General features: G+C 42.5%; 7 protein-coding genes and 1 riboswitch. All 7 genes read right to left on the bottom strand.

Annotated features, from left to right (window positions below; genetic code table 11):
- Positions 1–501, bottom strand: a 501-nt coding sequence (locus QZ019_RS06945) for a ThiF family adenylyltransferase (protein ID WP_295483559.1), incomplete at its 3' end; no start/stop codon positions are given.
- Positions 501–1,997, bottom strand: coding sequence for a thiamine phosphate synthase (gene thiE, locus QZ019_RS06940; RefSeq protein ID WP_295483556.1), 1,497 nt, complete (start codon positions 1,995–1,997; stop codon positions 501–503). The genes QZ019_RS06945 and thiE, both read right to left, overlap by 1 nt.
- Positions 1,987–3,501, bottom strand: a complete 1,515-nt coding sequence (gene thiC / locus QZ019_RS06935) for a phosphomethylpyrimidine synthase ThiC (RefSeq protein WP_294567187.1) — start codon at positions 3,499–3,501, stop codon at positions 1,987–1,989. The genes thiE and thiC overlap by 11 nt, the downstream gene beginning before the upstream one ends.
- Positions 3,502–3,528: 27 nt before the next feature.
- Positions 3,529–3,632, bottom strand: a riboswitch (TPP riboswitch).
- 155 nt (positions 3,633–3,787) lie between these two features.
- On the bottom strand, positions 3,788–5,125 hold the full coding sequence (locus QZ019_RS06930) for an RNA-binding domain-containing protein (protein ID WP_295483554.1): 1,338 nt from the start codon (positions 5,123–5,125) through the stop codon (positions 3,788–3,790).
- Between the two features lie 440 nt (positions 5,126–5,565).
- Positions 5,566–8,814: an autotransporter outer membrane beta-barrel domain-containing protein gene (locus QZ019_RS06925; protein ID WP_295483552.1), complete on the bottom strand. Its 3,249-nt coding sequence runs from the start codon at positions 8,812–8,814 to the stop codon at positions 5,566–5,568.
- 218 nt (positions 8,815–9,032) lie between these two features.
- The gene (locus QZ019_RS06920) at positions 9,033–12,155 is read right to left on the bottom strand and encodes an autotransporter outer membrane beta-barrel domain-containing protein (protein WP_295483549.1); all 3,123 of its coding nucleotides are present in this window, start codon (positions 12,153–12,155) and stop codon (positions 9,033–9,035) included.
- Positions 12,156–12,263: 108 nt separating this feature from the next.
- On the bottom strand, positions 12,264–13,221 hold a 958-nt coding region (locus QZ019_RS06915; protein ID WP_295483547.1), incomplete at its 5' end, for an OmpA family protein.

The following is a 13,221-nucleotide window of genomic DNA, read 5'->3' as shown; positions in this document are numbered from 1 at the left end:
ATAGCAGCCGAACTTTTCTACAAATAAAGGATCGGCATACCAAAACGCACAGAGAATTCCGCGATATCCGCCTACCGCCGCATGAATGTAATTTATCCTGCGCTTAAAGCAAGCTTTAGAAATAAACATCCTGGTTTTAGCGTTATCACTTAAATCAAGCACTAAATCCGCATCCCGTGCAAAATCATCAAAATTTGCCGCATTAATCTCCGAAAATACCGTGACTTCAGCGTTTCCATCAAGATCAAGAATTGCCCGTTTGCAGATATCGGCCTTACTTTTGCCGATGTCTGCCATGCGATATAAAACCTGGCGATGCAAATTAGAAAGCGAAACGACATCGCCGTCAGCAATATTAAGCTTAAGGACACCGGCTCCTGCTAAAAGATAAGAGCACAAGCCGCCAAGGCCACCGACTCCTACAACGGCAACCTTTTTTGCTGCCAAAAGATCGGTTGAATCCTTAAAATCTTCAAGCAATTCCTGACGAGAATAACGCATCAGACTTCATCCCCGCCGTTTTTACACAAACTAAGCCACTTTTGCGTTGTAAGCAGCGGATCGTCAGACTGCGTGATTCCGGTAATAAGCGCAACTGAGCCTACGCCAGAAGCCAAAACGTCAGCAAGGTTATGAAGCTTAATGCCGCCGATTGCGACTGTCGGCACCACGTTTTGCAGTAAAGAAGCTTCATGAGCTAACTTTTCAACACCTTGCGGTTTTGAAGGCATTACCTTTGACTTCGTAGGGAAGATATGACCTAAAGCAATATAAGACGGATTTAACTGCAAGCCTTTTAACATTTCATAAAGACCATGAGTTGAAACGCCCAAGCGTAATCCTGCTTTACGGATCTTCTCCAAATCGGCCGTGCGCAAATCTTCCATGCCCAGATGAACGCCGTACGCGCCCTCGGCAATAGCCAAATCGTAATGATCGTCAATAAAAAGACGCGCTTTATAAAGTCTGCTTAAAAACACCGAGCGGCGTATCTTCTCAACAAGCTTAGGATCGTCCTTATCCTTGATTCTAAGCTGAATGGTGCGTACTCCCATGGCAAGCAGGCTTTCCACCCATTCAACGCTGTCAACTACAGGATAAAGGCCGAGCTGCATCGGACAGGTCGGGAACGGACTGGATTTTTGCGGGAAGCCTTCCTCAAAAATTTCCGGAAAATATTTAAGATTTTTGGTTAAACCATGATGACCTACCGGAGGTCGGAAAGAATCAGACTGCAAATCAGGCTCTAATATTCCGTGATAAACATAGGCTTTAGCTAAAACAGCGGCATCTTCGGGGGCGTAGTCTTTAGCAAGCAAAGCGGCAAGCGCGGATGATAAAGCACAGCCGCCGCCGTGAGCTCCGTCGCCTGCTGTTTTTGGCAAACGCATCATGAATGACAATCGATCAGATACGAATACGTCATCTGCCGTTGCAACCTCATCACCTAAATGCCCGCCTTTAATAATGACGTTTTGCGCGCCCATGCGTACAAAGACGCGTCCTAACTCAAAAACGCCCTCTTTTTTAAGTTTATCTTTATCCCAACCGGCAAGTTCCAAAGCCTCGGGAAGATTTGGCGTAAAAATCGTCGTAACTTTTAAAATACGCGCAAGGCATGATTTAAGATCGGCGCTGTCAAGACGTCCCGCGGTTGCGGTTAAAACAGGATCCCATACTACCTTTGCATCTTTTAGCTTGGTTTCAAGAGCATCAAGGAAAATCTCAAGCGATTTCTTATCTGGCATAAGACCTACTTTAACCGCGCTGATTTTTTCCCAATCACTTAAAGCTACGTTAAGCATGTTGGAGAACATGGCAGAAGAAACATTCTCGATGCCTGCTACCTGTTTTAAAGACTGCGAAGTAACCGCATTTACCAAGGGCAAGCCCCACGCTCCATGATCGTGAACGGTCAGGACATCAGCAGTAATTCCGGCGCCGCCGCCTGAATCAACGGCAGCGGCAATCAACACTAAAGGTCTTTTACTTGTCATATTTAGCTTTAATCCTACGGTTTAAACGCATCGGGCAGAAACGTGGTCCGCACATTGAACAGAAGCTCGGCTCATGAGCGCACTCTTCAGGCATCTGAGCTTTCCATACTTCATATGCATGCTCAGGATCTAAAGACAGAGCGAACTGGTCATACCAGCGGAACTCAACGCGAGCACGGCTCATGGCGTCATCACGCAATTGAGCGCCTGGCAACCCTTTGCCTAAATCCGCCGCGTGAGCTGCAAGCTTAAAGGTAATAAGTCCCTGCTTTACATCCTCGGCTGTCGGCAATGCCAAATGCTCTGACGGAGTTACGTAGCAGAGCATCGAAGTTCCGCGATAAGCAATCAAAGCGCCGCCTATTGCCGAGGTGATATGATCTTGTCCCGGAGCAATATCGGTTACAAGCGGTCCTAATGTATAAAAAGGAGCGTCATGACAATATTTTTCTTCTAAATCCTGATTCTCATAAACACGGTTTAAAGGTACGTGACCCGGTCCTTCAATAAAACACTGCACTCCGTTTTCACGACAGCGCAGCGCAAGCTTGCCGATTTCCTCAAGCTCACCATACTGAGCCTTATCGCAGGCATCACAAATTCCGCCGGGACGCAGACCATCGCCCAATGACAAAGCCACGTCATATTCACGACAAATTTCCATAAGCTCGTCAAAATGCTCATAGGCAAGATTTTCAGCATCATGGCGCAGCATCACGGAGGCCATAATCGAACCGCCGCGGGAAACGATACCCAAAACACGCTTTGCCGCATACGGCATCAAATACTCGCGAAGTCCTGCATGAATTGTGAAATAGTCAACACCCTGACGGGCCTGATCCAAAACCACCTGACGGAAAACATCCCAAGTTAAAATCGAGGTATCGCCGTGCACGCGCTCTAATGCTTCATAGATAGGAACAGTACCTATAGGAACCGGGGATGCACGCAAAATCGCTTCACGAAGTTCTAAAATCCCTTCGCCCGTAGACAAATCCATAACGGTGTCAGCCCCGAATTTAAGAGACTGGCGCAGTTTGGCTATTTCCTCGTCATAGCCTGATGAAACGGCAGAAGCTCCGATATTGGCGTTAACTTTTACGGAAAACTTCTTGCCGATAACCATCGGCTCACATTCGGGATGATTGATATTGCACGGAATTACGGCACGCCCTGCGGCAACTTCTTTGGCTACATCTTCGGCAGTAAACGCCATATCAGGACCGTACTTATATGATTCACGAATTGCGGCATATTCCATTTCTTTAGTAATAATGCCGGCTTTAGCGTAATCAAGCTGTGTTTTTTCTTTACGCTCTTTACGGGAAGAAATCCACGGAGCACGAATTTTAGGAAGAACTTTAGCTGACGGATCTGCTCCTTCTACGGTTGAAAGCAGAATTTTCTCGTCATTTGAAAGAGTAAGTTCACGAAAAGGGACGGCAACGTCATCTGAGCTGCCTTTAATGAAAATCTTTTGCTCGGTAGGTTTTTTAAAGGTCATGCGACATGCTCCTTAAAATAAAACTATGCATGTCGAAGTCTTGTTCCCTCCGCAGGCATTAACCTGATCAGGTGCACGGATTTTGCTCACGCAATCTCAGCCTTTAATTAAAGGCACTCCGACAAGCAGATTTATTATGCTATCTGAAAAGTAAAAATTCAAATGAATAAATGATTTTTTGTGCATATTCCCACTTACTTAAAAATTCATTAAAGTTTTAAAACTTAAAGCTCTCTTTTCTTTTGTCATAAAACAACTTGTTATATGCCATTTAAAAGGAAAGACATTAATCTTGTTTATTTTTTAAATAGTAACGAGTATTTCTCGCTTTACCTTGTTTTATTAATACCTGTCTTTCAACTAAGCCGCGCAGCAAAATCACAGCGGCAGCTTGTGATACATTCAAATTTTCTTCAATATCTTTTCTAACGATAAAACCCTTTTTCTTACAAAGATCAGAAATTCTGTTTAATTTATCCTCATTATTTTTTGCAGATATAAAATCTCTATTCTTATTATTGTGATTATCCTGTTGTTCTTTAAAGAAATTTACATTCGGCAAAGTGATTTTAAAAGCATGACTTGAAACTTCAATCTTCGGTTTTACTGCGTACTCTGCATAACTTTCCTTAATTTTTAATAATCCCGTACCGTACGCTTCAATTAGTTTTAAGCGATAAAAAATATTTGCCAGATGGGGATTTCTTAACATTGAAATTCCCAATTCAATATCTTCAAGAGTAATACCTTTTACCAATCCTCCGATGGAAACGAATTCAATTCGATCATCAAAAATACTAATCAGTGTAGGAGCACTATAAGAATAATCACGGTGAACCAAAGCATTTAACAAAGCTTCGCGCACAGCTTCGACCGGATAATCACGACAATCAATACGATTTAAACCGCTAAACTCAGCTCTGACGCGATTAGATAAATCTATATATTTAAAAACATTTTCAAGCTGTGAAAACAATGAGCCTGAAAACTCTTTTCTATCTTTAAAAATAGTTTTTTTACTTCCTTCAAATATTGCAACCTTGATTGAATGCAAACACTGATCGGATAACAGCAAAGCAAGATTAGTAAAAGTTCCGTCTTTGGCTACAAAATTTAAAGTACGTTTTTGAGATACACCTAATTCTATTTCTCTATCCTTAAAAAATTTATCTGCAACAATAAAAGACAAATCCTGATTAAAAGAACGCATATCCTCAAAACTATCACCGCAAGTATCTTTTATCATATCAAAGATTGCAGCTTCACTTGCCGGTACAGTAGACGCACCTTGTCTGACAAAAACACCTTCAGGACGGATCCCTTTTCCTCTTAAATAATAAGGCCTTGCCGTACCTCTTTTTACTTTTAAACAAATTACTTGTTTTTCTTCTAAAGTTACATTTTTGCAATCAACAAACATCATAACATCAGGGCGAATTGAGTCTCTAAGAGCGTTAGTAAGCTTAAGCATTTGCTCATCAACATTTGATACTCCGCAAGCTGTACCGTTATCTTCCACGCCTATATAGATCGTTCCGCCATTTCCGTTGGCAAAAGCGATCACTGTATTTTTAATATCTTCAACGTATTCACGTTTAAATTCAGTTTCATTATTTTCAATCATTTTATAATCTAATCTAATCTAATCTAATAAGAATTATATTAAATAATTTATAAAACGCAATAACAGATAGTTTTTCTTTTGTAATTGCCAACAAAAAGTTTTACATAACAAAATAATATGAGAGTAAATTAGTAAAGATTCTGAATAATCTAAAATTGCTAAAATAACGTTTTGATCGTATCTAAAAATTTAAGCTTATTTATTCCTAACGTTTCCCGTTTTGATCTCATCTATAAAATATTAACGTGCATAAAAATAAAAAGATCTTTTTTAAGATTTACAGTTAATTCGAATTTATTGTCAAACAATTCTTTTTTACTTAAACATTCGTCAAATAAGGCCGCAGAGGCAAAATTTCATGAAACATAGAGAAATTCGCGGCCTTAACCCGGATAAGCGTCAGGCATGAGTTTTAACTTGTGTCTAACGCTTAAATCTTGTTAGAAGCTGTGCTTGAATCCGCCCGATACCGTGTAAGTGTTGTCGTTGTCAGCTCCGAATACCTGCTCGCCTTCAATATAGAAGTAAGTATTCTGTGAGGTCATCACAGACAAGCCCACGCCGGCTGAATACCAGGTATCGTCGTTTTCATAAGTAGCATCGAAGACACCGGTATTGTCATGAGCCCTGATATCCTGGTCGCCCAGAAACTCATGCAGGACATCGCCTCTTATGTAGGCGGTAATAGGATTCTCGGCAGCAAAGTCCTTGCCGACCCTGAATCCTGCCCTGCCTATAAGGCTGTGTATCGAATCAAGCTCGACTTGAGTGTGTTGTGAAGTGGAGTAATCTGCTGAAGTTACGTAGGAATACTGCAGCTGGAGTTGAGGCTCGATATAGAAGCCCGTATCGTGAGTGAATTTCCATCCCGTCTCGGCGGACAGTGAAACCACGTCGTTGGAGTAATTACCGGATATCTTCTCGTTAAGCTCTGAAGTTACGTCAAAGTCATTCTTAAGATGTCCGTACTTTAAGACTAAATCGGCATACTGACCTTCATTGCCGAGGAAGGTGGTATAGAACCATAAACCATATCTCTGCAAATCACCGTCACCGTTGACGTTGTGATAGTCAATGCTGCCGTTTAGATAATCAAGAGCCACGCCGGTATGGAACTCACCATAAGAGTTTGCATCCTTGACGTCATAACCCATCTCGAACATGGTGTTATGACTTCTGAAGGCATCTTCCTTGCCGATATTGTCATGACGCATCCTGACCCAGACACCGTTATCCCGGCCCATAGAGTAGCGTGCTTCACCCTGACGCTTGTTTAAAGTGTCCATGTAAACGGCGTTGGCGTAGTTGGCTTTGGACATGGCGACAATGGTTTGTCCGGCTTTGGAAAGCTCTTCTACCGGAGGAAGGATTGGCTCGTCATCAGGACCTGAAGGCTCCGAGGATTCTGTTTTTACAATATAGTAATTTGTTCCATTTGCATCGAACACCGCATCGGTATAATCCGCACCAGGTTTATAAATTCCGGCTCCGTCATCTGCACCGTTATACATCGTGTTTTCAACAGTATTATCTGCGTCGTATGCATCAGTGATTACGCGATATTTAAGATTGAAAATACCTGCACCGTCAGTTCTTGCGGTAATGCGTGAAGCGGCTGCGTTATTTAAAGTGGCAAAGCGTACTTTCTCACCTGCTTCAAGCGCATCATAACCACCGTTTTCATCCCACTTAACCTGAACTTCGATTTCGGAATCTTCATCAGCTCCGAGCGTGGCGTACAGCATATCGCCGTTTCCTTTATCCTTGGCATCAAGTTTCATCCAAACCGTGCCGACTCCGGATAAAGTTCCGGCTGTGACTGATGAAGGACCGCTATTACTATTATTAGTTAAATAAATAGTGCCGCCGTTTAATGACACCTTGGAAATGAAGCTTTGGCCGTGGGCGATCCATCGTCCGCCGTTAAGGTTTAAAGTGACATGCCCTGCTTCAGAAACAGGAAGTTCCTCTCTCGTTTGCGCGTCTGAAAAAACAGGATTTTTAAATACATTAACAGCTGCAAGATCTGAGCTTAATTCATGGTAATCATCAACTTGACCTTCCAATAAGGATTGACTGTTAAGAGTAATATCAACTTTTCCGCCATTACCTGCATACACATCACCGTAAATTTGGAGAGTCTTACCGCCTAAGCTAATGCTTCCGCCTTCAATTGAATTATCAGATGTTCCACGTCCGGCTAAAACAGTTCCGGCAATACGGTATTCACCGTTTTCGTTATTAAGATATGTCTTACCGCCCATAATGCTTCTAATAGCAATTTCACGTACATCTCTTTCTTGAGTATCAGCTTCTTCCTTATAAGCACCTTTATAGCTAAATTCATAGCTTGAACCGTTCTCAAGTAACGCATGGGTTAAAAACGCCGATTTTTTAACAGTAGTATCACCACCAGCATTATCAAGTAAAATAGCATTACCGGATCCACACGATACAACACCTGAAACCGTTAAATCATCAATTTCAACGTTTCCCTGCAAATTAAAGAAACCGACGGCTTCATTGCCTGAAACACCGTTAATTTCAACATTATCAGCTAATGTATTGGAATAATCATTTTCATAGCCATAAGCGCTTATTCCGGTCACGTCTTTAATATCAATATTGTTTGATATTAAAGTTGTACCATTAGCATTCCAAACACCAATTGAGTAAGCTCTACCTTCAACAGACGAAACATCAATCTGATCAGCTTTAAAACTCAGTTTTCCTTCTTTTTCAGAAGAGCCTGTACAATCCTGAGTATAAAGACCGAAGGCATTAGCATAATCTGATTTAACATTTTCAATTTTGAGCAACCTGATATCTGCATTCGTATTTCCGTACTTGCTGGAGCTATTCGACATTGCCTGCATTCCGTAAGAATCGACGCTTTGTCCGCTGCCATGAATATTAGTGAGAGTAACATTATTAACGTTAAATTCGGTTTCAGCATCAATCACAAGACCGCTTAACAAACCTTTGTTATCACTCTTACGAATATCCGTTACTTCAATTTCATTGAAATTAATCTCACCTTCTTGAAAATATAAAGTATTGAAATAAGAAGAGTCAGCCACATCCAAATTAGTTGCAGTAATGGAACCGACACGATCTAAGGTCTTATCTCCACGGACATCACCCTGAACGGTCATAAAAGCCGAACCATAGTCATCATGAAAATAACTGTCTTTAATTTCAATAGTTGGTATATAGTAATTAACTCGCCAACTTTGCACGGCTCCATTTCCTGAAAAATCTTTTACAACAAATGATTTCACCGCAAACGAACGCCTGTCATCTGAGCTACCGCTAGAATCACCGTGCAGACCAAAGTCAGCATCTTCACCGGTAATGACAACATCTGCGTTAATAGTAGTGTCCTGATCTACTCCATATGCAAACTCGATACCATTAGATGTCGTATTTATTTCTAATAAATTCGCATTAATTTCTGTTTTTGAATCACCGTTTAACCTTAATCCGGTACTGCCATCTATCTTAATTTGATTGGCGCTAACAGTTAGAGAGCCATTTTCCCCTACACTGATACCGGTTGATCCGGTTAATTCAATATTGTGATCGGTTTTAATATCGGTTGAAGCGGAGCTTCCTGCTGAAATACCAGGAGAAGCCGTTACAGTAGTATCTTCGCTTAAAGTGACTTCTCCGGTTAAAGTTTCAGACAAAGTAGCGGCATACACAGAAAAGGCGGGATGCAAAAATGCCGACAAAACGGCTGTTGAAAGTAAAGTGCGTTTAATATTCTTTTTACTTACGGGGGGGATAAATTTACTTTATAAAACATAATATTACCTCAAAGTTTTTATTTATATTCCGGTAATTGTTTATTTATTAACCAATAAGAAAGCGTCAGCCCTGTCTCTTAGAGCTGACACAGGTCTATTTAAAAGCTGTACTTAAGTCCGGCACTGACGTCATAGTCCTTTTCGTAGTGCTCGCCTTCTTCTCGGTCAAACTGGGCGTATATCCTCAAGTCGTCGCTTAACTGCCAGTCAAGATTTACGCCGTAGTAAGCTCTGGTTCCGTCAATGTCGTCAGCATCAAAGCTTCTGCTCACTCCGTCAACGCCGGTGTACTTAATGCTCTGCTCGCCTAAGAACTCATGCTTGATGCCGCCGATTAAGGCTATCTGGAAGTAGCGCTTGTCAAGCTCGTCATTGCTGCCGTAGTTGAACTTCTTACCAAGGACCACGCCTAAGCGTCCCGTTAAGAAATCGGCATTGTCCTGGCTGACCTTAAGTCCCGTGGAGGTGGTGTAGTCAGCGCCGTCGGCAAAGAAATAGGCAAGCTGGGCCTGCGGCTCGATGAACCAGTGATTGAACCACGGACGGTCATCCTCTCCATTGTTTAAGGTAAACATGTGACCCACTTCCACCGACACGCCGGTACCGAAGGTGTCATAATCGGCATGCGAGGTGCCTTTGCCGGTATTGTCCAAACCGTCAAGCTCCTGCTCGTAATGTCCCGCCTGAACCACGAAATCGGCATAACTGCCGCCTTTATGCATATAGGTGGCATAGAGCTTGGCCGAATACTCGTCCAAATCACCGCTGCCTCTTCCGGTCGAGGCATATCCTTCCTGGTCGGCATGTCCGTAACGTAAAGCTCCGCCGACCAACCATGCGCCATCTTCATTTACCGAGGCGAATGTGTCATAACCGACGTTGATGCCGTAGCCTTCCTGCTTGAAGCCGTGGCGGCCGCTTCCCGTCATGCGGTCCTGCTTGGTGAAGGCTTTGGCCCACACTCCACTTTGGGCTCCGTATCTGACTTCACCGATACGCTCGCGTAAATCATCCAAATCGGCAAAATATGCTAAAGCCTGAGAGGCTGAAGTGCCGATGTTGAGATTGGTGTCCACTTCAGGCGGCAATACCGGGTCGGGATTGTCTTCAACCCATTTATCTTCTCGTACTAAATACCAATAGCCTTTGCCCTCATTAGGTTTTCCCGCACTGGTATTATCAAAAGTACTTACATCGGTATCCAACTTCGATTCTTCACCTTCAGGCACAAAACGGACACTCCACATCGAGACCATTCCGCGCCCGGTGAATGTATCCTTGCCGTCCGGACCAGTAAGGGTCATAGAGCCTGAGTTTTGACTGATAAGCCAATTTTCACTGTGGAACTTATCACTAGAAATACCTGTTAATCCATTAACGAAATTAATTGCTAATGAATGTGTTCCTTCCGTCTTACCATTAACAATGATTTGATCGAGATTTAATCCGCTTTCAGTGTTTCCCTCATCAGCTAAATTAATGTCCATCCAAATTTTGCCGTTATTGCCGGTTATTCCGTAACCGTTTTCCGTGCCGGTAATATTCAGAACCTGACGATGCCCCGCATCTTCCCATGAAGACAAGCCCTCGCGTGAGGCGTATGCCATATTCAGAGTTCCGCCGTTAAGTTCTAAAGTGTCAACTGAACTGTTTCCCGAAACAACCTTATCTGCAGCATTAACTTTAGAAATTACATTCCATACTGCGTTATTTTTTAAGGCAATATTAATAAAACCGTCTCTGGTAATGTCATTTGTGGCATGATTATCGGCCCATCCGGTTAAATAAGATGAACCATTAGCCATTGTTAAATTTATACGGCCATCACGATCGGCATTAATATTACCGTTTAATTGATATAAATCTTTTTCATCACCAATGGCATCAATACAAGGATCTCTCTGTAATTTTTTAGAACTTTCACCATCTGCAACTAATGCATACACATTTTCTCTACCGTTCTTCATTGTTTTAGGAAGGGATACGATCAAACCGTTATTGAGCTCAACTTTTCCACCATACATGTTATCTATATAAGAATCAGAGCTAGTACCTGAAAGTTTTGTATACGTACTTCCTGCATAAACAGCGCCAAAGCGATTTATACCTCCAATGTTCTTCTGTGAATCATCAAGTCTTACAGACACAAGACCGCCGGCATTAATTAAACTCTTACCGTATGACACAAGACCATAAGCAATAGTCTGAGAATTAGTTCGCAATATGACGTTCGTCTCCCCATTGAGATTAGCTACTGAACCAAGTTCACTTTGATACATGCAGGAAGCTATATAATCAAGGCTAATTCCGTAGAGAATGTTGAAACTGTTAGCATTAATTGAAGTGGAATCAATATTAACGGTGTTAGTTGTCTTAAGCTGTGAATTACGATCTAATATAATTCCACCTTGAACAGCAGCTAAACTGCCAACATGTGCTGTTCTTGTAGTAATGTCAGTTACTTGACTGGATAGCTCTACATAGGTGCGATTAGAAGCTATAATTCCGCCAGATGCTCTTGCCCAACCTCCCTCATTGTCAAGACCATCTTGTTCAACAGTGATTTCATTTTTGTTACCTTTTAAAAAAAGCTTTCCCGTACCAAGGCCATTTTGATTACCCAGTTCATCTCCAACATTTATACCAATGGCATATCCGTTTGTTGAGAAAGCCTGAATCTTAGTGTCACCATTTACTGTAAGAGAACTTGGCGCAGGATTATCAGGACTTCCTGGTACCATATCATTTCCACCATAAATCCAAATACCTTTTACCTTGTGTATCTGAGGATCTTGACTTTTAGCATAAATGTCGAGATTGTTAAATGAAGCAGAAATAACGCGATCGTCGGAAGCGGCATTATTAGAACTTGAAATATCGATGCCAGTAACACCTCCGGCAGAACCCTCGTCTGTCCCTTTACTAACAAGATAAATATCAGTATTACCGTCAACATTGAAATCAAAAGGACCATCACCCGATGGAAACAACGTGATACCGTCTGGGCTATCAGTCAATTGATCGTTTTTGATAGTTATATCTTGCCAACTTCCGAAATTATTAGAAAAAGAGCTTCCATTAAAACTGGGAGGATTTGTCGAATCATCAACGCCTGACTCCGCAAATACAGATGAAGAATAAAGAGCGGCTGCAACAGCTAAAGCAATTCTAGAAAATTTAAAGGAGTCAATTTTTTCGGACAATAATTTATGGTTTAACATTTTTAATTTGCTTAATAACAATCTGTTTTACAAAAATAAGGCCGCGAGCCCGAGGCAAATGAAAAAAACTATATAAATCCGCAGCCTTAAACCGGTTATGAGTAAGTGCTACTCAAAAATTATTTCCGCGCGGCGATTGGCAAATCTTCCTTCTGGTGTTTCGTTGTTGTATTTATACGATTCACCTTTGCCTTCGATATCAATGCGTGCCGCATCGATTCCGTGTTCCACGAGATAATCTCTTACCACCTGCGCCCTGCGTAAGGACAAGCCTGCGTTGTAAGCGTCGGAGCCTACCCAGTCGGTCCAACCTTCAATCCTCATTCTGTCAGTCTCTGGACGTGCCTTTACCACCTCAAGGGCTTGCGCCAGAATTTCAAGGCTTTGAGCATCCAAATCCGATTTATCAAAAGCGAAGTTGACTCCCTTAAGTTCAATGGACTCGGAGCATTTGTCGTAAATAGCCGCGGTTACGAAATTGTTAAAAGCAAGATCATCAGTCACCAAGGTTTCAAGGCTTAATATCGGCATGAAGCTTTCGGCGTTAAATGCTTCCACCTGTGCTTTGGATGCCTCGTCATAAGCGGCGCTGACTATATATACCAAGGTATCAGGATTGGCTTTGCGGAACTCCGTAAGTGCCTGTACCGGATCATTAAGCTCTCCGGTAAAGCCGCCGTCGGTGATGAATATCAAAGAGTTCTTGCCTGCAAGCGTTTCCTTAAAGAAGGTGTCGGCTCTCTTGCCTACCCAGGAAGGACGGCCGAAAACTTCCATATCCGCGTTGAACTTGGCTTCAGTCTCGTCTTTAAATTCCATACCGCTGCGTTCTGCTAAAGGCACCAAACGGGCAAAGGGAGCCACGGCGTATAAAGATGATTGCATCTTGTCCTGACCGATAACCGTACCGATTTTTGCGGCAAAAGACTTGGCGGCTGAAGCTATCTTTTCATCGTTGATTGCCGCGTCGTCTTCGATTCCGGCTTTCTCCTTTGCTTCCCCGAAGGTTTGCATCATGGAGCCTGAAGCGTCAATCACCACGGCAAAGGAATCGGTCTGGGGTCCG

Source organism: uncultured Succinatimonas sp. (genome assembly GCF_905203285.1).
GTDB lineage: Bacteria > Pseudomonadota > Gammaproteobacteria > Enterobacterales > Succinivibrionaceae > Succinatimonas.
Note: the sequence above shows the minus strand (reverse complement) of the source record. Positions and strands in the feature narration are given on the sequence as shown.